Here is a 24725-nt window from a genome sequence, read left to right as displayed (position 1 = left end):
AGGCTCTCCGTCAGCCGTTTTAACGCCACACCATCCACTCTTCAGCCTCTGTTTCTTACTCTTGCAGTCCTACTGACTTGCAGGACGTTTCCCTGCATCCTTTATTTAAAAGAATATAACTTACAAACTTGCCCCTGCCGCCAGATCGCTCCGACAAAATTACTAGAATCTTCCTACTTAATATCCCCTTGATAAGGGCTCATTACAGCCTATGATTGAGTTGTCACCGCGAAGTGACACTCACTATCAATGACAAGGAGTCAAAAACATGAAAGCAATTACTCTGGAAACAAACAAAATCGCTAACCTGGCTTTTCTGGTTGCGCCAAAAACCCGCTAAGTAAATGAAACGCTGGGGAGTGCCGGCTACCCAGCGTTTTCTATAGCTATGTCCAGAGCGAACCGTCCATCATGCAGATAAACCCATACTTGTTCATACTTCCTCGTACGCCCGGCCAAATAGTCTGGGATTACAAAAACCATAAACAATTTGAACTTAACCTGGAATATTCAACCCGGCTTGTACAACTTATCAATAACCCCAAACTGTATGATGACAGCAACAGAGTAGACACTCAACTTCTGAACTCCGGAATATTGACCCATTCAAAACAAGACACTATTGAATGGGGCTGGGATGAACTGTCGAAGATATTCCATATCGGCACCAAGAACATTCCCTGCGAACATGTCCCTCAGAACATTCATGAATGGTCGAGGCACTATCTGGACCATTGCACCGAAGTACTGGCCGCAGCCGCGCCGGGCACCAGGCTCAAAGAACACCAGGCGCGCGAGCTGATTGCCCTGCCAAAACCCTCCTGCCTGCCGGAGAACTCCCTTGCCAACGTCCTGACCGGCCGAAAAACCTGCCGCACCTTCACGGATGAAGCGGTTTCGCTAGAAGATGTCAGCACACTGCTTTACCTGTCCCTGGGCTACTTGCATGAACGCGAAAATGACGTCGACGAAACCATTGTCGAAGGTCTCGGTGCCCGACGCAGCAGCCCGTCCGGCGGCGGGCTGAATGCCTGCGAAGGCTTTCTTCATGTACAAAACGTCAGCGGCCTGAAACCCGGGCTCTACGCCTATCACCCCACCGACCATGCACTGAGCTTCATCAACCCGGCACCTGACTCGCCCCTGGGGCAGTTGCTGTGTGGCCAACATTTCATCAATAACCTGCCGGTGGGTCTGTTCATTACCGCTCGCTTCGACAAGTTGTGGTGGAAATATGAACACTCACGAGCCTACCGAATGGCCTTCGTGGAGGCGGGGCATATTTCCCAGACCTTTCAACTGGTGGCCACTGCACTGGGGCTGAACACATGGCTGACAGGAGCTCTGACGGACGATCAGGTCGAAACATTGCTGGGGCTTGAGAACAATCCAGAACAACCCTTGTTTTTTGTTGGCTGTGGCCACAGCGACGGACAAGTGATGTGCAAGGAATTGAAGGATCTGCTGAGCAGTCGGGAGCCGCAACAATGACCGCCCCCATCATTGCGCCGATAGATCGCCCCCTTTCCTGGGCGCGGCGTTTCACCCTCGGCGACTGGAATACCCGCGCGTCGGTGCGAACCAGCGAGCACGACTATCTATTGCCGCCAGACCTGGAACAACAATTGGAAACACGCCACTGGTTTCCTCCGGCCTTCCTCGCGTACCTGAAGCATCCGGCTATCGAAGCGCTGGGCCAAACCGTCATCCATCGGCTGTCGGCCAATCATCTGGTGTATTTCCTCGACTACACCACCTTGCTCGAACACCGCATCGTCAACCGATCCGTGGAAACCATCATCCACGGTGAACTGAAGGCCTGCGTCCCCCCGCGGATGAAGACCGCCGCACTTCAGCTTTATACCGACGAGGGTTATCACGCACTGTTCTCCAACAGCCTTGCCGAGCAGGTTGCCGGGGTTTACGGGATCAGTCCGCGCCCGGTCATGCCTCACCGCATCACGCGGTTGAACACCTTGCTCGACCACACACCTGAAAAAAACAGGGCACTGGCCTGGTTTCTCGTCGGGTTCGTGTCGGAGACGATCATTGCCAAGGATCTGCTCGACATCTGCCGTGACGACCTGGTGTCCAGCGTTCAGGCAATGCTCAGGGACCATCTCTCGGACGAGGCGCTTCACAGCCGCTATTTCTCTGAAGTGTTCCATTACCTGTGGTTGACCCTGAACAGCCGTCAACGCACGTTCGCCAGCAGGCTGCTGCTGAACATCGTCCGGATTTTCTTCGAAGCCGATGAGCGATGGATGCGGGAAAGCCTGCGCAGCGCGGGTATCGACGAGACCGCCGTCACACAGATTCTCGGAGAACTGACTAGCCGCCAAGCCACCCTTCAGCGTGCACGATCCGGCAGTGGCGCGACGCTTGATGCGTTGAAAAAAGCCGGATTCTTCGCCCTGCCATACAACCAGCAGCTGTTCATGAAGGCAGGTCTTATCGATGAATGAAGGACATTCTGCGGCAACCGCCAGACAGCGTCGGGGGGCAGTCAGCCTGTTGTTGGCGATGGTGCTGCTTGGCGTATTCCCGCTGGATGTCCTGCTTCCCTCGTTCCCTGCACTTACCGAACACTTTCGCAGCACGCCCGCCGACATTGCGCTGTCGATCAGTCTGTTTGCCGGCGGTATAGCAGCCTCTCAACTGCTGATCGGGCCGCTGTCGGATGTGATCGGACGCAAAAGGTTGTTGCTCGCCGGAATCACCGTTTCGATGCTGGGGGCGGTGGGCTGCGTGCTGACCACGGACTATGTCCATTTCCTGCTGCTGCGTGTCATTCAGGCGCTCGGCTGCGGGTGTTTCGTGCTGTCACAAGCACTGATTCAGGATCTGTTCGAGGGTGAGGAACGTGACCGGTTGCGGATCCTGATGGTCACCGCCACCGGCATTTTCATCTCGGTCTCGCCGTTGGCCGGTACATTCCTGCAAGCCACGCTGGGCTGGCAGGGCAGCTTCTGGGTGTTTACCGCACTGGCCGGCGTGGTACTGCTCAAAGCCTGGCTGTTTCTCGACAATACCCGCCCGGCAGCAACCCGCGCGCGGCCGAATATCCTCCAGTCCTACAGTGGGGTCCTGCGTGATGCCGACTTCCTGCCCTACTGGTTGATTTCAGGCTTTGCTTTCGCCTGCCATTTCTCATTCATCGTTATTTCGCCGCTGATCTTCATGGAGCAACTCCAGCTATCGGCCTATGACTACTCGTTGATCCTGCTGGTATACGGCGGCGCCTACATCGTCGGCGGCATGGCTGCGATTGTGCTGGGCAAACGCATCAGTCCCCGTCATCAGATCATCAGCGGGCTGAGCCTGATCCTGCTGTCCGGCCTCATCATGCTTTACCTTTCAAACCACGTTGCACTGTCATCGGTCACCGTCCTGGTACCGATGCTCATCTGCACCGCCGGCACCACCATTGCCCGACCGGCCGCCACCTCCAAAGCCATGAGCCTGTTCCCTGAAAGTGCGGGAACCTCGGCGTCGGCCGGCAGCACGGTGATTTTCATCTGCGGCGGGTTGATCAGTGCGCTCATCAGCTTGGGGCCGGCCAGCCTGCAATCCACCCTTGGATACAGCTTCGTCATCCTGAGCAGCATGGCGCTGGCGCTCAACAGTCGTATCAATCAACGAGCCAAAAGCCCAAAAGCCAGTCCAAGCGTCGAATAACCCCGCCGATCGTCACCCCACACGCTTCATCGGCGCTGGATCAACGTTTTCCGGCATTCCCTCCTGACGCCAGCGGTGTAGAATCGCGAGATTCATCGCCATTCATCCCCCGGCGGGTTTATGAGCTCAAGCTGAAGCGCGCGGCGATCCCGCAAAGTTATCGGCAACTTCCGGACACACGGCCATTTCTGAGTGTTCCAGACGTCAATAGAAGCTCACTTCCCCTTTTGATACCTGATTAGCCGCCCGGAGTGCTTCATGCCTGATTACCGCTCGAAAACATCCACCCACGGCCGCAACATGGCCGGTGCCCGCGCACTGTGGCGCGCCACGGGGATGAAAGATGACGACTTCAAGAAGCCGATCATCGCCATTGCCAACTCCTTTACCCAGTTCGTACCGGGTCATGTGCACCTCAAGGACCTGGGGCAACTGGTCGCTCGCGAAATCGAACGGGCCGGCGGCGTCGCCAAAGAATTCAACACCATCGCCGTGGATGACGGCATCGCCATGGGCCACGACGGCATGCTTTATTCGCTGCCGAGCCGCGAGATCATCGCCGACTCCGTCGAATACATGGTCAACGCTCACTGCGCCGATGCCATCGTCTGCATTTCCAACTGCGACAAGATCACCCCCGGCATGCTGATGGCCTCCTTGCGCCTGAACATCCCTGTGATCTTCGTGTCCGGTGGCCCGATGGAAGCCGGCAAGACCAAACTGGCCAGCCACGGTCTCGACCTGGTCGATGCCATGGTGATCGCCGCCGACTCCAGCGCCTCCGACGAGAAAGTCGCCGAGTACGAGCGTAGCGCCTGCCCGACCTGCGGTTCGTGCTCTGGCATGTTCACCGCCAACTCGATGAACTGCCTGGTTGAAGCCCTGGGCCTGGCATTGCCGGGCAACGGTTCGACCCTGGCCACCCACAGCGACCGCGAACAGCTGTTCCTGCAGGCCGGCCGCACCATCGTCGAGCTGTGCAAGCGTTACTACGGCGAGAACGACGAGTCGGTGTTGCCACGCAACATCGCCAACTTCAAGGCGTTCGAAAACGCCATGACCCTGGACATCGCCATGGGCGGTTCCACCAACACCATCCTGCACTTGCTGGCCGCGGCCCAGGAAGCCGAGATCGATTTCGACCTGCGCGACATCGACCGTCTCTCCCGCCATGTACCGCAACTGTGCAAAGTCGCGCCGAACATCCAGAAGTACCACATGGAAGACGTACATCGTGCCGGCGGGATCTTCAGCATCCTCGGCTCCCTGGCCCGTGGCGGTCTGTTGCACACCGACCTGCCGACCGTGCACAGCAAGTCCTTGGCTGAAGGCATCGCCAAGTGGGACATCACCCAGACCACCGATGAAGCCGTGCATCACTTCTTCAAGGCCGGCCCGGCAGGCATCCCGACGCAAACCGCGTTCAGCCAGTCAACCCGTTGGGAAACCCTGGATGACGACCGTGAAAACGGCTGCATCCGCAGTGTCGAACACGCTTACTCGAAAGAAGGCGGCCTGGCCGTTCTGTACGGCAACATCGCTCTGGACGGCTGCGTGGTGAAAACCGCCGGCGTCGACGAGTCGATCCACGTCTTCGAAGGCAACGCGAAGATTTTCGAAAGCCAGGACAGCGCCGTACGCGGCATCCTCGCCGACGAAGTGAAGGCCGGCGACATCGTGATCATTCGTTACGAAGGCCCGAAAGGCGGCCCGGGCATGCAGGAAATGCTGTACCCGACGTCTTACCTGAAATCCAAAGGCCTGGGCAAAGCCTGCGCCCTGCTCACCGACGGCCGCTTCTCTGGCGGCACTTCGGGCCTGTCCATCGGCCACGCATCGCCAGAAGCCGCTGCCGGCGGCGCGATTGGTCTGGTGCAGGATGGCGACAAGGTGCTGATCGACATTCCGAACCGCTCGATCAACCTGTTGATCAGCGATGAAGAAATGGCCGCCCGCCGTGCCGAGCAGGACAAGAAAGGCTGGAAACCGGTGGAAGTGCGTCCACGTAAAGTGACCACGGCGCTCAAAGCCTATGCCCTGTTGGCCACCAGCGCCGACAAGGGTGCGGTACGTAACAAGGCGATGCTCGACGGGTTGTAATACTTAACCGTCGAACAAAAAAATGCCCCGCCAAGTGCGGGGCATTTTTTTGCATGTGCCGATCACAAAAATTTCAGGCAACCCGAATCAACTGTGGGAGCGGGCTTGCTCGCGAAAGCGGTCTGACAGACAACATTGATGTTGAATGTTATGGCCTCTTCGCGAGCAAGCCCGCGACCACATTTGTTCTATGTGGCCTTTGAGAGTGAGTCTGGCAGCAACCCGGTCTTACTGAATCTCTTCCGGCTTGACGATCACCCAGTTCTTGTCCGCCGTCACCGCCAACCCTTCTTTCGCCTGGGCTGCTGCGTTTTTGGCCATCATGCCGTTAATCTGGGTCATGTACTTGTCTTTGCGGTTGACCCACAAATGGATACCGCCCTTGGACACGTCGACGCTGTGGAACAGCATGTAGCCATCGCTGGTCGGGGTATCGCCGCCCACCAGGACCGGTTTTTTCCATTCATCGATGTAGGTCAGAATCGCCGCCTGCTTGCCGGCCATCCAGGTTGCCGGGGTCCACAGGTATGGCGTCAGCTCGAGGCCCAGGTTGGCCTTCTCGTCATACTTGCCCGCGGTGACCTGCTTGCGCGCGGTGGTCAACTCGCCGGTCTTGCGGTCCTTGAGCAACAGGCTCACGCCGATCACGTTCTGCGGTTTGACGTTGTAGCCGTACTTCGGATCGGAGGCGACCATACGGACCAGTTCTTCGGAGGCGGCGGTCATCACGTAGACCTCGATGCCGTTCTCCATCAGCTTGGTGTAGAGCTCTTTCTGACCGGTGAAGATTTTCGGTGGATTGACATCGATGGTCTTGACCACGTCGCCATCGTAATAAGTGCTCGGCACCGGTTTGCCAGACGCCATCAGCTCATCGACGTTGGTCTTGAGTTCCTGAAGGGTGAAGCCGGAAAACACTTGGGCGACCCATGGATAGCAAACCATGTCGTCTAATTCGCAGAGGCGATAGTAGTAGCTGAACAGGCTTTCCTTGTGGTCGGCGGTGTCCTTGAACGGCATCAGTTTCAGGGAGGGATCAAGGCTCTCGCGAGTGATCAGGCCCTTGTTTTCCATGAACGGAAGCAACGATTCTTCAAGGTCGTAGCGGTAACTGGTGTTGTCCATGTCGAACACCGCAAAGTTACCTTTGTTGGCATTGGCCGCGATCATCGCGTCCAGCGCCTTGGCCTGATCGGCTGGCCAATGCTTCAAATCTGTGGCGAAGACCTGGCCGGCAAGGCCCAGTCCCAAACTCAGTGCGGCAGCCAGAAATTTCGGTGCGAGCTTCATCTGCGTTTCTCCCTGATTTAAAGATATCGACGCTAACAAATCCGTATGACAGTCCCCGCCTGCCCGCGACCGCTTGCATCCTGATTCCGCCAACTGCATTCCTCACAGCGGCATCGGCTTATTCCAAAAACGACAGTCAACCGCTGTTTTTGATATTAAATCATTACATATCAAGCTGTTAGGCTTGCCGGTTCGCAGTCACACACGAAGGTGGCTGGCACAAGTCTATGGAGCTTCTATGAATCTGCCGCTGATCCTCAATCTGCTGGTGTTCCTCGCCTTGCTCTTTGGCCTGGCACAAACCCGTCATACCACGTGGAGCCTGGCCAAAAAGGTTCTGCTCGCGCTGGTACTGGGCGTGGCATTTGGTGTCGCTCTGCACACAACTTATGGTGCGGGCAACCCGGTATTGAAAGCCTCGATCAGTTGGTTCGATCTGGTGGGCAACGGTTACGTGCAGTTGCTGCAAATGATCGTGATCCCACTGGTGTTCGCCTCGATCCTCAGCGCCGTGGCGCGCCTGCACAACGCTTCGTCGCTGGGCAAAATCAGTTTCCTGACCATCGGCACGCTGCTGTTCACCACCGCCATCGCGGCGCTGATCGGCATCGGTCTGACCAACCTGTTCGGCCTCACAGCCGAAGGCCTGGTCGCCGGCACCCAGGAAATGGCTCGCCTGCAAACCATTCAGAGCGATTACGCGGGCAAGGTTGCCGACCTGAACGTGCCACAGCTACTGCTGTCGTTCATCCCACAGAACCCGTTCGCCGATTTGGCTCGCGCCAAGCCGACATCGATCATCAGCGTGGTGATCTTCGCGGCACTCCTTGGGGTCGCCGCACTGCAACTGCTCAAGGATGATGTCGAGAAAGGTCAGAAAGTGATCAACGCCATCGACACCTTGCAAGCCTGGGTGATGCGCTTGGTGCGTCTGGTGATGAAGCTGACCCCGTACGGCGTATTGGCGCTGATGACCAAAGTGGTCGCCAGCTCCAACCTGCAAGACATCATCAAGCTCGGCAGTTTCGTGGTGGTGTCCTACATCGGCCTGGGCTTGATGTTTGTGGTCCATGGCTTGCTGGTGTCGGTGGCCGGGATCAACCCGCTGCGCTTCTTCCGCAAGATCTGGCCGGTGCTGACGTTTGCCTTCACCAGCCGCTCCAGCGCCGCCACCATTCCGCTGAGCATCGAAGCCCAGACCAGCCGTTTGGGTATTCCACAGTCCATCGCCAGTTTCGCCGCCTCGTTCGGCGCGACCATTGGCCAGAACGGCTGTGCCGGTCTGTACCCGGCAATGCTGGCGGTGATGGTCGCGCCGACCGTGGGCATCAACCCGCTGGACCCACTGTGGATCGCGACGTTGGTGGCGATTGTGACGCTGAGTTCGGCCGGTGTGGCCGGGGTTGGTGGCGGCGCGACCTTCGCCGCATTGATCGTGCTGCCGGCCATGGGTTTGCCGGTATCACTGGTGGCGTTGCTGATTTCGGTTGAGCCGTTGATTGATATGGGGCGTACGGCGTTGAACGTGAGTGGTTCGATCACGGCGGGTGCGATTACCAGCCAGATGATGCAGCAGACCGATAAGCAATTGCTGGATGCTGACGAGCATGGGGCGTTGGCTCAGGCTTGATCGACGACCGGTAGACCGCTTTCGCGAGCAAGCCCGCTCCCACATTAGTCCTGCGGTTAAGCACACATCGTGTGAACACCCCAGATCCAATGTGGGAGCGGGCTTGCCCGCGAAGCTTTTAGGCCTTTTCCCAAACCTCGAAGCTATACGCCGGCTTGTCGCCTTCCGCCGGATTCGGAACATTCGACACCAGCTTCCACTGGTTCGAATCAAACTCCGGAAACCACGCATCCCCTTGCGGGCTCAGCGCCACGCGGGTCAGGTACAGCCGATCAGCCTGTGCCAACCCTTGCGCATACAACTGCGCGCCGCCAATCAGCATCACCTCATCGACGCCCTGCTCGTTCGCCCATTCCTGCGCCCGAGCGACGGCAGCCTCCAGCGACGGATAAACCTCCGCGCCTTCCAGCTGCAGATCCGCCTGACGACTGACCACGATGTTCAACCGCCCCGGCAGCGGACGACCGAGGGAATCCCAGGTCTTGCGACCCATGATGATCGGCTTGCCGAGGGTGGTGGCCTTGAAGTATTTGAAGTCCCCCGGCAAGTGCCAGGGCATGCTGTTGTCGACGCCGATCACACGGTTTTCACCGAGGGCTGCGATCAGGCTGAGGGGGAGTGATTTAGTCATGTCGGCGAGGATACCAGAGCCTCCCTTACCCCGATAAGCGCCACAGCGGTTATGCTCACCGCTCAATTAAGCGACGGGAAGCCGCGTGACTGAACTGACACCCCTGCAAAACCTCTGGCTGAGTGAAACCATACGTCTGCGTGAAGAACACGCAGGCCCGCTGGACGATCTGGAAGCCAATCGAATCGCCCGTAGCGCCGGCGGCGACCTGCCGACGCGCATTCAACGCCGTGCCCTGTGGCTGGCCGAGCGCGACGGACAGACCCACGCCCTCAAACATTGGCTGCAAGGCGCGCGACTGGCGCTGATCGTGCTGGCCATTCTCGCCGTAATCAGCGGCGCCGGCCTGGCGTTTGCCGCATTGGGCGATGGCCAGACCCCGGTCAATGTGTTCTGGGCGTTGAGCAGTCTGCTCGGGCTGAATCTGATTCTATTGCTGAGCTGGGCCTTGGGCCTGGTGTTCGCCGGTGAACAAGGCGCCGCCCTCGGACGCTTATGGCTGTGGCTCAGTGAAAAACTCGCCCGCGATGCCAACGCCGCACAACTGGCGCCGGCCCTGCTGCTGTTGCTGCAACGGCAGAAACTCAATCGTTGGGCGCTGGGTGTGCTGGTCAACGGGTTGTGGTTGCTGGCGATGCTCAGCGCTTTGGTGATGGTGCTGACGCTGATGGCGACCCGGCGTTACGGCTTCGTCTGGGAAACCACCATTCTCGGCGGCGACACCTTCGTCGCCATGACCCAAGCCCTCGGTGCCCTGCCGGCCTTGCTCGGTTTCAGTGTGCCCAGCGTGGAGATGATCCGCGCCAGCGGTGATGCTGCGCTGAACATCGAAAGCGCCCGCCAGGCCTGGGCGGCGTGGCTGGTTGGGGTGCTGCTGGTGTACGGCGTTTTGCCGCGATTGCTGCTCGCCTTGTTCTGCCTGTGGCGCTGGAAAACCGGTCAAGCAGCCCTGCATCTGGATTTGAACCTGCCCGGCTACGCCCAACTGCGCGAACGGCTGATGCCCACCAGCGAACGCTTGGGCATCAGCGATGCCGCACCGGAGCAACTTCATCGGGTTGAAAGCGCTGTCAGCGATCTGCAAAGCGATGGCTCGCTATTGGTGGCCATCGAGCTGGACGACCAACGCCCCTGGCCACCGCAGCTGCCGAAAAGCGTCAACGACGCCGGCATCCTCGACAGCCGCGAATCCCGGCACAAACTGCTTGAACAGCTGAGTCGTTTTCCCCCTGCCCGGCTGGCCATCGCCTGTGACCCACGGCGTTCGCCGGACCGTGGCAGCCTGGCGCTGATCGCCGAACTGGCCCGCAGCGCTACCGCCACCCGTGTGTGGTTGCTGCAAGCGCCGCCTGGCGAAGCGCTGGATGCCGAACGCCTGGGCGACTGGCATGTTGCGCTACGACAACTGGACCTGCCGTTCGCCGATTGCGCGCCGTTGAACTGGCTGGAGACGGGTCATGACTGATGCCTGGAAACAGCCGTTGAAGCTCGCCGTGGTCGGCCACACCAATGTCGGCAAAACCTCGTTGTTGCGAACGCTGACACGAGACGTCGGCTTCGGCGAAGTGTCCCATCGTCCCAGCACCACACGTCACGTCGAAGGCGCGCGCTTGTCGGTAGACGGCGAGCCGTTACTCGATCTGTTCGACACACCGGGTCTGGAGGACGCCATCGCCCTGCTCGACTACCTCGAGCGTCTGGAACGTCCCGGCGAACGCCTCGACGGCCCGGCACGACTGGCACGATTCCTTGAGGGCAGCGAAGCCCGACAGCGTTTCGAACAGGAAGCCAAGGTGCTGCGGCAACTGCTCGCCTCGGACGCCGGCCTCTATGTGATCGACGCCCGGGAGCCGGTGCTGGCCAAGTACCGCGACGAACTGGAAGTGTTGGCCAGTTGCGGCAAACCGCTGCTGCCAGTGTTGAATTTTGTCAGCAGCGCCCAGCACCGCGAACCTGATTGGCGTGAAGCCCTGGCGCGATTGGGCTTGCATGCGTTGGTGCGTTTCGACAGCGTCGCGCCACCGGAAGATGGCGAGCGTCGACTCTATGAAAGCTTGGCGCTGCTGCTGGAAAACTCCCGCGAACAACTGGAGCGTTTGATCGCCGACCAGCAGGCCCAACGCCTGGCCCGTCAGCAGAGTGCAGCGCGGCTGATTGCCGATTTATTGATCGATTGCGCCGCCTGCCGCCGCAGTGTGGTCAGCGAGGTGGAGCAGGAACAACAAGCGATCAGCGAACTGCGCAAAGCCGTGCGTCAGCGCGAACAACGCTGCGTCGAGGCCTTGCTCAAGCTCTATGCCTTCCGCCCACAAGACGCGGCGGCCAGTGACTTGCCGTTGCTCGATGGCCGCTGGGGCGATGATCTGTTCAACCCGGAAACCCTGAAGCAGCTCGGTGTGCGGGTCGGCGGCGGCATCGCGGCTGGCGCGGCGGCCGGGGCCGGGGTCGATCTGCTGGTGGGCGGCCTGACCCTCGGCGCCGCGGCACTGGCAGGAGCGATTGCCGGTGGCGCCCTGCAAACTGCCCGCAGTTACGGCAGCCGTTTGCTGGGCAAAATAAAGGGGCAGCGAGAACTGACCGTCGACGACGGCGTGCTACGGCTGTTGGCGCTGCGTCAGCGGCAATTGCTACAAGCGCTGAATTCCCGTGGCCATGCAGCGATGGACAGCATTCAGGTCGCCACGCCGCAGGACAAAACCTGGCGCGAAGGCAAACTGCCCGAAGCGCTGAACAAGGCGCGGGCGCATCCGCAGTGGTCGTCGCTCAATCCTCATTCGAAGTTGAGTCAGGGGGAGCGCCAAGAGCAGGTTGAGGTGTTGGCGCAGCAGTTGTAGAGCCCGAGTGATGTGCTGTTCAGGCGGGCCCCTTCGCGAGCAAGCCCGCTCCCACATTGGAGCTGTGTCGTACACAAAATCTCTAATCACTGCAGATCAAATGTGGGAGCGGGCTTGCTCGCGAAGGCCGCACCTCGGTCTCACTGCCTTAGGCCACCAGCAGCCGCAACGCCTTCTCCTTCAACAGCCCAAGATCCATCACCGGCACCCACATCTCCTTGGCCAACTCATCCCACTGACGCATCCGCAAACTGACGGTACACAACGGATCCTGCTCAAACGCCTCAGCCTCGGCAGCCGTCATCACCCCGCCCTGATACTCCAGCGTCCGCCGGCTGGCTTCGCTCAAGCGCTCGTAGTACCCGGGCTCTTTGAGCGTCAGATAACGCTTGGCCTGAACGTGGTACTCCACCAACCGCGCCAGGCGTTCGCTGAAGCCGGCGCGACGCAAGTAATCCGCCCCCAATCGCTCGTGGCTGACCACCCCAAAGCCACCCATGCTCTCGGCACCCTCATCACAGAGATGCCCGATGTCATGAAAGAACGCCGCCAGCACCACTTCATCATCGAACCCTTCGGCCATCGCCAGTTCCGCCGCCTGAGACATGTGCTCGATCTGCGACACCGGTTCGCCGATGTAATCGTTGTCGCCAAAACGCTCGTACAGACCGAACACCTCGGCGATCACTTGCTCATGGCGGCCCATCAACTGTCTCCCAATAAAGTCGCAACGTTACGTTCGGCCAGCGCCGGCCCAACGCTCATGCCAACACCGGTGTGCATCAGCGCCACGCTCACTCCTGGCATCGGCCGCAGAAAGGAAAACGGCCCCGGTCCGCGTGAACCATAGACGCCCTGCCAGCGTTCGACCACTTGCACCTTGCAGCCCAACGTCTGCTCGGCCAGTTCAATCATCCAGTCATCCACCTGCTCGGCATTGAACGGTGATGGATCGCTGCCGTAATGATGAGAGTCGCCGATGATCAACTCACCGTAAGGCGTCGGGCTGATCAGCAAGTGAATGCCATTTTCATGCAGATGGGGTGCCTCGCGCAGAATCTGCGCCTGCACCGCGGCGGCTTCCGGCAAATCGGCGAAGGCGCCGTAATGCACGCAACTCAGACCGGTGAGCAGCGCGTGTTGCAGGTTGAGGTTGATCTGCGGGCGGGCTCGGAGCATTTGCAGGCGGCAGATTTGCGGATTCAGTTCGGCAATCGGCTCAGCCAGCAGCGTTTGATAATCGTGACCGGAGCAGACGATGATCTGCTCGGCGCTGAAGGTGCCGGCGGTGCTGTGCAAGCGCCCCGGCTCGATGTCGCGCACCAGCGTAGAGAAGTGGAACTCGACGCCAAACTCGCGGTGCAGGTAGTCGATCAACGCCGGAATCGCTTCGCGCGAATACAACTGCTGGTCGTCCATGCCGTGCAACGCGGCGCGGTGATGGCTGAACTGGCCGCCGTATAAATCGCGCAACGCCGCACCACGCAGCAGGTCGACGCGATAACCGTGCTGCATGGCGCGACCGGCGCAGAAGGCTTCCAGCAGGTGCTCTTCCGCTTCGGTGCGGGCGAACAGGTACGAGCCGTTGCGCTTGAGTTGCAGGCCGGCGAGTTGTGCCCATTGGCCCCAGATGTCGCGGCTGGCCTTGGCCAATTCAAGCATTGGGCCGGGTGGCTGGCCGGTGACCAATGCCTGGCCGAAGTTGCACACCGAAGCGCCGAGCGGCGTTTCGCTGCGTTCGAAAACGGTGACTTTCAGACCGCGTCTGGCGGCGGCATAGGCGTGGGACAGGCCGAGAATGCCGGCGCCTACGATCAATATGTCGTTGTGGTGTGTCATGGGTTTTGTCCTGAATTCGAAGCCGCCTTCGCGAGCAAGCCCGCTCCCACAGGGGATTTGCGACGATCACAGATCCAATGTGGGAGCGGGCTGGCTCGCGAAGAGGCCCTGTCAGCCAATAAAGAACTTACTTGGCAGCCACTTTCTCGGACTTGCCGTCATAACGCTTGCGCCATTCGGTGAGGATCTGGTCACGATTCTTCGACGCCCAGGCAAAGTCGTTCTTGATCAGACGCTGCTCATAATCCGCCGGCAATTCGGTCTGCGGTTTGGCGATACCCGGTTGCGCGAGCACCGCGAAGTTCTCTTTATAGAGTTCCATCGCCGCCGGGCTTGCAGAGAAGTCAGCCAGCTTCTTCGCCGCGTCTTCGTGCGGTGTGCCTTTGATCACGGCGGTGGCTTCGATCTCCCAGCCCAGGCCTTCTTTCGGCAGGATGATGTCCAGCGGCGCGCCCTGGCGTTTCAATTGAACAGCCGGGTATTCAAAGGAAATGCCGATCGGGAATTCACCAGCGGCCGCAAGCTTGCACGGCTTGGAACCGGAGTGAACGTACTGGCCGATGTTCTGGTGCAGGTCGTCCATGTACTGCCAGCCCTGCTTCTCGCCGAAGGTTTGCAGCCAGGCACTGACGTCGAGGAAACCGGTGCCGGACGACGCCGGATTGGGCATGACGATCTTGCCTTTGTACTCAGGCTTGGTCAGGTCCTGCCAACTCACGGGCTTGGTCAAACCCTGTTTTTCGGCCTCGACCGTATTGAAGCAAATGGTCGCTGCCCAGACGTCCATGCCGACCCAGGCTGGTGGGTTGGCAGCGTCGCGGTAGTTGCCGCCAATCTTGCCCAGGTCCTTCGGCGCGTAGCTTTGCAGCATGCCTTGCTGATCGAGAATCGCCAGGCTCGACGCCGCCAGGCCCCACACCGCATCAGCCTGTGGGCGGGCTTTTTCGGCGAGGAGTTTGGCGGTGATGATGCCGGTGGAATCGCGCACCCACTTGATCTCGACGTCCGGGTTGGTCTTTTCAAAGGCCTCTTTGTAGGTCTTCAGTTGTTCGGCTTCGAGGGCGGTGTACACCGTCAACTCGGTTTTCGCCGCAAAGGCGTTCAGGCTGAAAGCGGTGAGGACAGCAGCGGCCAGGGCCAAAGGCTTGAACATGATCTTTTCCTGTTTGAGTTGAGGTGTGGGGGGGGCAAATCAGTGACCGGGCGCGGTCTGCCGCCAGGCCTGAGAGCGGCGCAACAAACCGCGCGAGGCCCAGGCCAGCAGCAGGGACACGCCCGCCGAGGTGAACATAATCAGGGTCGACATCGCCGCCGCGCCGCCGACGTTGCCGGCGTCGTCCATGTTCAGCACCGCCACCGCCGCGAGGATGGTGTCGGGGCTGTAGAGGAAGATCGCCGCCGAGACGGTGGTCATGGCCGAGACGAACAGGTAGCGCACGATGTCCAGCAATGCCGGCAGGCAGATCGGCACGGTGACCCGCAGGTAGTGCCGATACAGCGGCGCCTTGAGCGACAGCGCGGCCGCTTCGAACTCGGCATCGAGTTGGCGCAGCGCGGTGGTGGCGGTCATTTGCGCAGTGGTCAAATAGTGAGCAATGGTGCAGACCACCAGCAGGGTCATGGTCCCGTAGAGCACATGCAGCGGGTTGCCGGTCAGATTGAAGAAGAAGACGTAACCCAGACCCAACACCAGACCCGGCACCGCCATCGGTACGAAACTGAGCATGCGCAGGGTCAAATTCAGTCCGCGCTGGCCACGGGTTTTCTCCATCAGGTAAGCACCGGTGAAGATCAGCACACTGCCCATCAACGCCGTACACAACGCCATCTTCACGCTGTTGCCGTAGGCCAGCCAACCGCCGCCCGCCGTGTCGTTGAACTGGTAATGGTTGAGCGACAGCGACAGGTTGTACGGCCAGAACTTCACCAGCGATGAGAACACCGCCATGCCAAACACCAGCAGCAATACCGCGCAGATCAGCAGCACGATGGCCAGATAACAAGCGTCGCGCAGCGTCGATGGCGCCGGTTGAAACACTTGCGCCCGACCGCTCATGGAATCGCCATGACGCCGACGCAGCCAGGCGTCGACGCCGAAGCTGAACAGCGCCGGCAGCAGCAAGACCATGCCGATCAACGCGCCGCGACCGAATTGTTGCTGGCCGACCACAGCTTTGTAGGCTTCCAGCGCCAGCACTTGATAGTCGCCACCGACCACCACGGGCACGCCGAAGTCGGTGATGGTCAGGGTGAAGACGAGGCAGAACGCCGCGAACACCGCCTGACGGGTCGCCGGCCAAGTGATGCTGCGAAACGCTTTTGCCGGACTGGCGCCCATGCTTGAAGCAGCATCGAACAGTCGCGCATCCGCCAGGGACAGCGCCGACAGCAAAATCATCAAGGCGTGTGGAAAGGTGTAGATGACCTCGCCCAGAACAATGCCCCAGAAGCCGTAGATATTGTCCGAGAGCAGGCCGCGCAGCATGCCCTGATTGCCGAACAGATAAACCAGCGCAATCCCCGGCAGCATCGACGGCGCCATCAGCGGCAACAGCGACATGCCGCGCCAGATGCCTTTACCGGGAATCAATGTACGTTGCAGCGCGTAGGCAAACAGATAAGCCAGCGGTACGACGATGGCCGCGACGCTGACAGACACTTTCAGGCTGTTGCCCAGTAGCCAGTGGAAATTGGCGCTGGTCAGCAGTTCGCGAGCGGCGATCAGTCCACCGCCCTGCCCGGCTTCAGAGCTGAAGCCGCGCCAGAAGATCGCCAGCAATGGCATCAACACCGCAACGCCGAGCAACACCAGCAGCAGGACCTTGCCGCCAACCACAAACAACCGGTCGCCGATTTCGGCACGGGAGGCCTGCCGAACCTGCTTGTGCGGTATCGGCAGCGCGAGGTTCGCGCTCATCAGGCAAACACCTGCAGGCTGCGCGGCGGCAAGGCGACCATGATCTGCTGCGCGCCGAGACGCGGCATGGCTTCCGGTGCCAGTTCCGCCAGCAATGCGTGGCCCGGCAGTTGATCGAGTTCGAAGCTCATGCGACAGCGGTTGCCGAGAAAAGTGATCTCGCGAACCTTGGCCGGGAACAGGTTTTCTTCATGCACCGGCGGGTTGACGTTGATCGCCTCGGGGCGGCAGAACAAACGGCCCGAGGCAGTTTTAGCGCTGCCTTCAGCCAGGCGCACGTTCATCCCGCCGACCTGGGCATGACTGTCGCTGCTGCGGCGGAACGGCAACCAGTTGCCCTGACCGACGAACTCCGCCACAAACGGTGTGGCCGGGCGGTCGTAGATTTCCTGCGGCGTGGCGTACTGCTCGACCTTGCCGTTGTTCATCACGGCGATGCGGTCGGCCATCAGCATGGCTTCATCCTGATTGTGGGTGACCATCAGGGTGGTGACGCCGAGGTTGCGCTGCAATTGGCGCAGTTCGGTGCACAGATGCTCGCGGACTCGGGCGTCGAGCGCCGACATCGGTTCGTCCAGCAGCAACAATGAAGGGGCCGGCGCCAGGGCCCGAGCCAGTGCGACTCGCTGCTGCTGACCGCCGGACAATTGGCCGGGGTACTTTTTCTCACTGCCGATCAGGCCAACCAGTTCCAGCATCTGACCGACACGCTGGCGCACTTCATCGCGACTGCTGCCGGTGAGGCCGTAGGCGATATTCGCCTCGACGCTGAGATTGGGGAACAGTGCGTAGGACTGGAAGAGAATGCCGTAGTCCCGGGCTTGAGGTGCCAGGTGGGAAACGTCGCGATCGCCAAGGTACAACTCGCCGCTGTCTTGTTTCTCAAGGCCGGCGATGCAGCGCAGCAAGGTGGTTTTGCCACAGCCCGACGGCCCCAAGAGGCATACCAGCTCACCGGCCGCCACGTCGAGGGAGACGTTATCCAACGCAGTGAACGCGCCGAAGCGTTTCTGCACGCCGCGCACTTTCATCGGCGCACCGGGGTTGGTCAGGGCAGTTGCAGTCGAGTGGTTCATGGACAGGCCTCATCAAGCAGATGAGGGCCATCCTAGGTTTGCAATGCGTCCGTCATGTGGCAATGAGGCAAAAACGGCCGATAGTGGTATTTGGGGATTTAGGTTGAGGGTTCAGGTTCTGTGTTGTTTGATCTGGCGCCTTCGCGAGCAAGCCCGCTCCCACATTTGATTTGCGTCGAACACAGATCAATTGTGGGAGCGGGCTTGCTCGCGAAGGGGCCGGCACAGTCACCGCAGGACTTAAGCCGGGGCCATTTCCTGCGCCAACCCGAGAAACGCCGCCGGCAGCCGCGCACCTTTTCGCTCCTTGAGGCAATACAGATACTCAGGAATCTGCGGCGCATTTTCGAGGGTCAGCACCCGCAATTGCGGATCGTGAGGCACTTCCTGCCGAGCAATGATGCTGATACCAATGTTGCGCAGCACTGCCTCACGAATCGACTCGCGGCTGCCAATCTCCAGCAACGGCCCGAAACTCACCCCGGCGCCGGCCAGCAACTCTTCGGTCAAGCGCCGAGTCGTCGAGCCCGACTCACGCATCAACAACGTATGCCCCGCCAACGCACTGAGCGGCACATGATCATGCACCGCCAGCGGATGATTACGATGCACCGCCAGCACCAGTGGATCGCTGCCGAGCACGCGGCGGATCAGCCGCGCATCGTCCAGCAACTGCGAGGACGCCGCGACATCGACCCGGTAATCCTCCAGCGCTTCGAGCACCTGTTGGGAGTTGCCGATTTCCACCGACACCTCCACCTGCGGCAAGCGCTCGCGAAAGGTCTTCACCAGGTCGAGGATGTAATACGGCGCCGTGGCAGCGATGCGCAACGTGCCCTGAACCTGACCGCTGTTGCGCAGGAAGAACTCGATGTCGGCTTCCTGCTGCAACAGCGCCTTGACCATCGGCAACAACCGCGCGCCTTCGTCGCTGACGCTGAGACGGCGGCCGCCACGGTAGAACAGCTCAACCGAGTACTGGCTTTCCAGATGGCGAACCTGGGTCGTTACCGTCGGTTGGCTCAGGCCGAGCTTTTTCGCCGCCAGGGTAATACTGCCCAGCCGGGCCACCATGTAAAACGCCTTCAGCTCGGCACTCAGCACACCCTTCCCTCATCGTCTATTTGCGCAACAGGCGCAAACCGTTGAACACCACCAACAGGCTCACGCCCATGTCAGCGAACACCGCCATCCACATGGTGGCGATCCCGGCGAAGGTTACCCCAAGAAAGATCGCCTTGATGACCAATGCCAGGGCAATGTTCTGTTTGAGGATATTCGAGGTCTGCCGCGACAGGCGGATGAAAGCCGGAATCTTGCGCAGATCGTCGTCCATCAGGGCGACATCGGCGGTTTCAATGGCGGTGTCGGTACCGGCCGCCGCCATGGCGAAACCGATCTCGGCCCGCGCCAGTGCCGGTGCGTCGTTGATGCCGTCGCCGACCATCCCGACCCGATGGCCTTGGGCATACAGCCTTTCGATGGCTTGCAGCTTATCGGTCGGCAACAGATCGCCCTGCGCCTGATCAATGCCCACGTGGGCGGCGATGGCCTGAGCGGTGTGAACGTTGTCGCCGGTCAGCATCAGGGTTTTGATGCCCAACTCATGCAACTGCTGGATCGCTTCGCGACTGGACGCTTTCACGGTGTCTGCCACGGCAAACAATGCCAGTGGACCGGATTTATCGAGCAACAGCACCACGGATTTGCCCTGTTTCTCCAGAGCAAACAGTTTCTCTTCCAGCGCTGGCGAACACAGGCCCAACTCTTCCACCAGACGATGGTTGCCCAAGTGGTAGAGCTCACCGTTGATCTCGCCGCGCACACCACGACCCGCCAGGGCTTCGAAGTTATCCACAGCGGGGGCGCGCCGGTTATCCACAACTGCAGCCGCATTGGCGATGGCCAGGGACACCGGGTGGTCCGAACGACCGGCCAGTGCCGCCGCAATGGCCGGAGCTATTTCATCCGCGATGGGGTCGAGGGACAAATAGTCGGTCTGCACCGGTTTGCCGTGAGTGAGGGTGCCGGTCTTGTCGAGGGCCAGGTAATCGAGTTTGTGACCGTGCTCCAGATAGACGCCGCCCTTGACCAGAATCCCTTTGCGCGCCGCTGCCGCGAGACCGCTGACGATGGTCACCGGGGTGGAAATCACCAATGCGCACGGGCAGGCGACCACCAGCAACACCAGCGCCCGGTAGATCCAGTCGAACCACAGCGCATCCATGAATAGCGGCGGAATCACCGCTACGGCCAGGGCCAGGATGAACACTGCCGGGGTGTATATTTTCGAGAAACTGTCGACGAAACGCTGGGTCGGGGCGCGTGCACCCTGAGCCTGTTCCACGGCGTGGATAATCCGCGCCAGGGTCGAATTGTTCGCCGCCGCGGTTACCGTGTATTCCAGCGAACCGGACTGGTTGATGGTGCCGGCGAACACTTTGTCACCGATGGTTTTTTCCACCGGGAGGCTTTCACCGGTGATCGGCGCCTGATCGATGGTCGAGTTGCCGGACAGCACTTCGCCGTCCAGACCGATCCGCTCGCCCGGACGCACCCGCACCCGCGCACCCAGTTCGATGTTTTTAACCGGTTGTGCGATCCAACTGCCATCGGCCTGCTGCACCGTGGCTTGCTCGGGGGTCATCTGCATCAGCCCGCCAATGGCGTTGCGCGCCCGGTCCAGAGACCTGGCTTCGATCAACTCGGCCACGGTGAACAGGAACATCACCATCGCCGCTTCCGGCCATTGGCCGATCAGAATCGCGCCGGTCACCGCGATGCTCATCAGCGCGTTGATGTTCAGGTTGAGGTTTTTCAGGGCGATCCAGCCCTTTTTGTAAGTGCTGAGGCCACCGCTGAGGATCGAGATCAGCGCGATAACCGCCACCACCCAGTTCGGCGCCGCGTTGGTGAAATGGATGACTTCAGCTGCCAGCGCGCCAACGCCGGAAAATGCCAATGGCCACCAGGGCTTTTTCTCAGGCGCCAGGATTGGCGCTTCGACGCCCGGCTCCAACGGCTCGGCGTGCATGCCGAGGGACTTGATCGCATCGATGATCGGCGCGGTACCTGGCAGGTCATGGGTCACGCCCAATACCCGATTGATCAGGTTGAATTCCAGTTGCTGCACACCCGACAGCTTCCCGAGTTTGTTCTGGATCAGCGTCTGCTCGGTCGGGCAGTCCATGGCCTCGATCCGAAAACTGCTCAGCCGCGCACCGGCGGTCGGCGTCTCGCTCAACTTGATCAACGACGGCGCTGCTGCTTTGGAGGAACAGCAGGAATCCCCGTGGCCGCCATGGTCATGCTTGGACACAGGCTGCAGCTTGTGACTGTGATCGTGCCCGGGTTTGTGGGTGTGAAGAGAATCGCTCATTGTTCGCGTCCATGAAGGTGCCTGTTGCCAAGTAAAGACCCTGTAGCCACTATAGGGTCAAGCATCCTTTTGGAGATTGTCGCGATGAAAATCGGAGAACTGGCGAAACTCACCGACTGCGCCGTGGAAACCATCCGCTACTACGAGCGCGAAAACCTGCTGCCGGAGCCGGCCCGCAGCGACGGCAATTACCGCGTCTACACCCAGGCCCACGCCGAGCGCCTGACCTTCATCCGCAACTGCCGAACCCTGGACATGACCCTCGAGGAAATCCGCAGCCTGCTGGCCCTGCGCGACAGCCCGCAGGATCAATGCGAAAACGTCAACGCGTTGATCGACGAGCATATCCATCATGTAAAGGCTCGAATCGACGGCTTGCTGGCCTTGCAGACACAATTGCTCGACCTGCGCCAACGCTGCAGCGAAGGGCCGGATATCGATCAGTGCGGGATTTTGCAGCGGCTGGAAGTGAGCGGCGGGGTTGTGGCGACGGAGGTTGAGCATTCCCATGTCGGCCGAAGCCACGGCCACTAAGAACACCACAAATCAAATGTGGGAGCGGGCTTGCTCGCTCCCACATTGGTTCGGTGTCGAGGCTTATACCGCCATCGGCGCGGTCATCGGCGCGTGGTGCTCATAGCCTTCGAGCGAGAAATCGCTCGGCTCGATCAACTCCAGCCACTCCGGCTGATAAACACCGGTCTTGGCAAACTCCGGCACGCGGTCGGAAATCACCAGTTTCGGCATCGGGAACGGCTCGCGCTTGAGCTGTTCGTTGAGCATGTCCAGGTGGTTTTCGTAGACGTGGGCGTCGCCGATGAAATAGGTGAACCAGCGCGGTGTGTAACCGGTCAGGCGACCGATCAGGCTCAGCAGCGCGGCGCCTTCGGTGAGGTTGAACGGCGTGCCCAGTCCCAGGTCGTTGGAGCGGATGTAGAGGGTCAGGGAGATTTCCTTGGTCTCGACATTCGGGTGGAACTGGTACAGCAAGTGGCACGGCGGCAAGGCCATTTCGTCGAGCTGCGCAACGTTCCAGCCGTGGAACAGGATGCGACGGCTGCCCGGGTCCTTGATGATGGTGTCGACGCACTGGCGGATCTGGTCGATCGCCTTGTACAGCACCACATAAGCCTGGCCATCTTCTTCGCCTTCGGCGATCTGACGATAACCCTGGCTCAGGGTCTGCTCGATGGCGGCCTGATTGCTGACCGGGATCTGCTTGTACGCCGGCCATTTGCGCCATTGCACGCCGTAGATCTCGCCAAGGTCGTCTTCGCCCTGACGGAACGGGTTGGCCAGCCACTGCGCGTTTTCGTTGGCGTTCTGGTCCCAGACCTTGCAGCCCAGCGCACGGAATTCGGCGGCGTTGTTCACCCCGCGCAGAAAACCGCACATCTCGCCGATGGCGGATTTGAAGGCCATCTTGCGGGTGGTGATCGCCGGGAAACCTTCCTGCAGATCGAAGCGCAGCATCGCGCCCGGAAAGCTGATGGTGTTCACGCCGGTGCGGTTGGCCTGTTTGGTGCCGTTCTTGATGACGTGGGCGACCAGTTCGAGATATTGCTTCATGAATTACCTGTGTCCTTGAACCCGGGACCATCGCCCCAGGGTTCGAATTTATAGCGCCTGCTTCTTATACAGCCGCTGCCGGGGCCGCCGGGGCGCGTCGATAAGCCAGCCAGATCAGGAACAGTCCGCCGACAATCATCGGTACGCACAGCACTTGGCCCATGGTCAGCCAGTTCCAGGCCAGATAACCCAGTTGCGCATCCGGTACGCGAACGAATTCGACGATGAAACGGAAGATGCCATAGAACAGCGCGAACATCCCGGACACCGCCATGGTCGGCCGCGGCTTGCGCGAGAACAGCCAGAGGATGGCGAACAGTGCCACGCCTTCCAGCGCGAACTGGTACAGCTGCGACGGATGACGCGCCAGTTGCGCCGGATCGGTCGGGAAGACCATCGCCCACGGCACGTCGGTCGCCTTGCCCCACAACTCGGCGTTGATGAAGTTACCGATACGCCCGGCACCCAGGCCGATCGGCACCATCGGCGCGACGAAGTCCATCAGCTGGAAGAACGACTTGTCGTTCTTTTTACCGAACCACAGCGCCGCCAGCATTACACCGATAAACCCGCCGTGGAACGACATGCCACCCTTCCACACTTCAAAGATCAACAGCGGGTTGGCGATGTAAGCACTCAGATCGTAGAACAGCACATAGCCCAAGCGGCCGCCGACAATGACACCCATCGACATCCAGAACACCATGTCGGAGAGTTTCTCCTTGGTCCAGGTCGGGTCGAAGCGGTTCAGCCGGCGTGATGCCAGCCACCACGCGCCGCCGATGCCGATCAGGTACATCAGGCCGTACCAGTGGATTTTCAGCGGACCGATGGCCAGGGCCACCGGGTCGATCTGCGGGTAAGGCAGCATTGCGACTCCTCGTTAGAGTTGAAACCTTCAAATTCCCGGGCGACGCTGTCACACCAGGATTAAGCCAGGATTGCGCTACGCGTCAGAGCAAGAAGCTCAAGCCGACGCAAAACAGCAAAGCGGCAAACAGTCTTTTCAGCAAGCGCGGCGACAGCCTGTGGGCCAGTCGCGCACCAAGGCGGGCGAATACCATGCTGGTCAGGGCAATCCCCAGCAGCGCCGGCAAATAAACAAAACCGAGACTATGGGCCGGCAGCAGCGGATCGTGCCACCCCAGAATCATGAAACTTAATGCACTGGCCAAGGCGATTGGCAGGCCACAGGCCGACGAAGTGGCCACCGCTTGCTGCATCGGCACGCTGCGCCAGGTCAGGAACGGCACGGTCAACGAGCCGCCGCCAATCCCGAAAATCGCCGAGGCCCAGCCAATGACGCTGCCCGCCACGGTCAGACCGACTTTGCCCGGCACCGTTCGGCTGGCCTTGGGTTTGAAGTCCAAAGCCAGTTGAACGGCGATGATCAGCGCAAATACACCAATGATCTTCTGCAAATTCGGCCCGGAAATCGCTTCGGCAGTCAGCGCGCCGAAACCGGCACCGATCAGAATGCCGAGGGTCATCCAGGCAAAAATCGGCCAACGCACGGCGCCGCGGCGATGGTGCTCGCGAACCGCATTGACCGACGTAAAGATGATCGTCGCCAGGGAGGTGCCGACTGCCAGATGCGTCAGGATCGACGCATCAAATCCCTGCAAGGTGAAACTGAACACCAGCACCGGGACAATGATGATCCCGCCGCCTACCCCGAACAGCCCGGCCAGCACGCCCGCACAGGCGCCCAGCGCCAGATAGAGCAGAAATTCCATGGCCGCATCCCCAAGCATCCCGAATCAGGAGCGGCATGGTAACGGA

20 protein-coding genes are annotated in these 24725 nt (G+C 60.3%); 8 read left to right on the top strand and 12 right to left on the bottom strand.

Annotated features, from left to right (window positions below; genetic code table 11):
* The first annotated feature begins 411 nt into the window (after window positions 1–411).
* The 4 genes from PMI36_RS25815 (at window position 412) to ilvD (ending at window position 5778) form a co-directional block, all read left to right on the top strand.
* Window positions 412–1491, top strand: a complete 1080-nt coding sequence (locus PMI36_RS25815; protein WP_008068057.1) for a SagB family peptide dehydrogenase — start codon at window positions 412–414, stop codon at window positions 1489–1491.
* Window positions 1488–2465 (top strand): diiron oxygenase, encoded by a 978-nt coding sequence (locus tag PMI36_RS25820; protein ID WP_008068056.1) that lies wholly within the window; start codon window positions 1488–1490, stop codon window positions 2463–2465. The genes PMI36_RS25815 and PMI36_RS25820 overlap by 4 nt, the downstream gene beginning before the upstream one ends.
* Complete coding sequence (locus PMI36_RS25825) at window positions 2458–3678, top strand: MFS transporter (RefSeq protein WP_008068054.1); 1221 nt, start codon at window positions 2458–2460, stop codon at window positions 3676–3678. The genes PMI36_RS25820 and PMI36_RS25825 overlap by 8 nt, the downstream gene beginning before the upstream one ends.
* Before the next feature lie 258 nt (window positions 3679–3936).
* Complete coding sequence (gene ilvD, locus PMI36_RS25830) at window positions 3937–5778, top strand: dihydroxy-acid dehydratase (protein WP_007897835.1); 1842 nt, start codon at window positions 3937–3939, stop codon at window positions 5776–5778.
* A 228-nt stretch (window positions 5779–6006) separates the two neighbouring features.
* Here ilvD and PMI36_RS25835 read toward each other — a convergent pair whose 3' ends face one another.
* Window positions 6007–7068, bottom strand: a complete 1062-nt coding sequence (locus PMI36_RS25835; protein WP_007897832.1) for a hypothetical protein — start codon at window positions 7066–7068, stop codon at window positions 6007–6009.
* A gap of 238 nt (window positions 7069–7306) precedes the next feature.
* On the opposite strand from PMI36_RS25835, the gene PMI36_RS25840 reads away from it, so the two are divergent.
* Entirely contained in the window at window positions 7307–8698 is a 1392-nt protein-coding gene (locus PMI36_RS25840; protein WP_008068052.1) for an L-cystine transporter, read from the top strand.
* Window positions 8699–8816: 118 nt separating this feature from the next.
* Here PMI36_RS25840 and PMI36_RS25845 read toward each other — a convergent pair whose 3' ends face one another.
* Complete coding sequence (locus tag PMI36_RS25845; protein ID WP_008068050.1) at window positions 8817–9329, bottom strand: dihydrofolate reductase; 513 nt, start codon at window positions 9327–9329, stop codon at window positions 8817–8819.
* Between the two features lie 85 nt (window positions 9330–9414).
* Between PMI36_RS25845 and PMI36_RS25850 the strand changes: the two genes are divergently transcribed.
* Both PMI36_RS25850 and PMI36_RS25855 read left to right on the top strand, forming a co-directional pair.
* Window positions 9415–10794 carry a DUF2868 domain-containing protein gene (locus tag PMI36_RS25850; RefSeq protein ID WP_008068048.1) on the top strand — a complete coding sequence of 460 codons (1380 nt, stop codon included), beginning with the start codon at window positions 9415–9417 and terminating at the stop codon, window positions 10792–10794.
* Entirely contained in the window at window positions 10787–12163 is a 1377-nt protein-coding gene (locus tag PMI36_RS25855; RefSeq protein WP_008068037.1) for a GTPase/DUF3482 domain-containing protein, read from the top strand. Before PMI36_RS25850 ends, PMI36_RS25855 begins: the two co-directional genes overlap by 8 nt.
* Before the next feature lie 148 nt (window positions 12164–12311).
* Here PMI36_RS25855 and PMI36_RS25860 read toward each other — a convergent pair whose 3' ends face one another.
* The 7 genes from PMI36_RS25860 to PMI36_RS25890 all read right to left on the bottom strand — a co-directional run bounded on the left by PMI36_RS25860 (window position 12312) and on the right by PMI36_RS25890 (window position 21374).
* Window positions 12312–12869, bottom strand: coding sequence for a phosphonate degradation HD-domain oxygenase (locus PMI36_RS25860; RefSeq protein WP_008068035.1), 558 nt, complete (start codon window positions 12867–12869; stop codon window positions 12312–12314).
* Entirely contained in the window at window positions 12869–14002 is a 1134-nt protein-coding gene (locus PMI36_RS25865) for a TIGR03364 family FAD-dependent oxidoreductase (protein WP_008068033.1), read from the bottom strand. The genes PMI36_RS25860 and PMI36_RS25865 overlap by 1 nt, the downstream gene beginning before the upstream one ends.
* 127 nt (window positions 14003–14129) lie before the next feature.
* Window positions 14130–15155, bottom strand: a complete 1026-nt coding sequence (locus PMI36_RS25870) for a putative 2-aminoethylphosphonate ABC transporter substrate-binding protein (protein WP_008068032.1) — start codon at window positions 15153–15155, stop codon at window positions 14130–14132.
* A 39-nt stretch (window positions 15156–15194) separates the two neighbouring features.
* Window positions 15195–16919, bottom strand: a complete 1725-nt coding sequence (locus PMI36_RS25875) for a putative 2-aminoethylphosphonate ABC transporter permease subunit (RefSeq protein WP_008068030.1) — start codon at window positions 16917–16919, stop codon at window positions 15195–15197.
* Window positions 16919–17995 (bottom strand): putative 2-aminoethylphosphonate ABC transporter ATP-binding protein, encoded by a 1077-nt coding sequence (locus PMI36_RS25880; RefSeq protein ID WP_008068029.1) that lies wholly within the window; start codon window positions 17993–17995, stop codon window positions 16919–16921. The genes PMI36_RS25875 and PMI36_RS25880 overlap by 1 nt, the downstream gene beginning before the upstream one ends.
* Window positions 17996–18235: 240 nt before the next feature.
* Window positions 18236–19099 (bottom strand): LysR family transcriptional regulator, encoded by an 864-nt coding sequence (locus PMI36_RS25885; protein WP_008068027.1) that lies wholly within the window; start codon window positions 19097–19099, stop codon window positions 18236–18238.
* A 16-nt stretch (window positions 19100–19115) separates the two neighbouring features.
* A complete protein-coding gene (locus tag PMI36_RS25890; protein WP_008068025.1) occupies window positions 19116–21374 on the bottom strand; it encodes a heavy metal translocating P-type ATPase in 2259 nt (752 codons plus the stop codon).
* An 84-nt stretch (window positions 21375–21458) separates the two neighbouring features.
* Between PMI36_RS25890 and cadR the strand changes: the two genes are divergently transcribed.
* Window positions 21459–21908: a Cd(II)/Pb(II)-responsive transcriptional regulator gene (cadR, locus tag PMI36_RS25895; protein WP_007897786.1), complete on the top strand. Its 450-nt coding sequence runs from the start codon at window positions 21459–21461 to the stop codon at window positions 21906–21908.
* Between the two features lie 63 nt (window positions 21909–21971).
* On the opposite strand, the gene PMI36_RS25900 is transcribed toward cadR, so the two are convergent.
* The 3 genes from PMI36_RS25900 to PMI36_RS25910 form a co-directional block, all read right to left on the bottom strand.
* Window positions 21972–22943, bottom strand: coding sequence for a thymidylate synthase (locus tag PMI36_RS25900; protein WP_008068024.1), 972 nt, complete (start codon window positions 22941–22943; stop codon window positions 21972–21974).
* Window positions 22944–23007: 64 nt separating this feature from the next.
* Complete coding sequence (lgt, locus tag PMI36_RS25905) at window positions 23008–23814, bottom strand: prolipoprotein diacylglyceryl transferase (RefSeq protein WP_008068023.1); 807 nt, start codon at window positions 23812–23814, stop codon at window positions 23008–23010.
* Between the two features lie 82 nt (window positions 23815–23896).
* Window positions 23897–24679, bottom strand: a complete 783-nt coding sequence (locus PMI36_RS25910) for a sulfite exporter TauE/SafE family protein (RefSeq protein WP_007897738.1) — start codon at window positions 24677–24679, stop codon at window positions 23897–23899.
* Window positions 24680–24725: the final 46 nt, after the last annotated feature.

It is taken from the genome of Pseudomonas sp. GM79 (genome assembly GCF_000282495.1).
Taxonomy (GTDB): Bacteria; Pseudomonadota; Gammaproteobacteria; order Pseudomonadales; family Pseudomonadaceae; genus Aquipseudomonas.
Note: the sequence above shows the minus strand (reverse complement) of the source record. Positions and strands in the feature narration are given on the sequence as shown.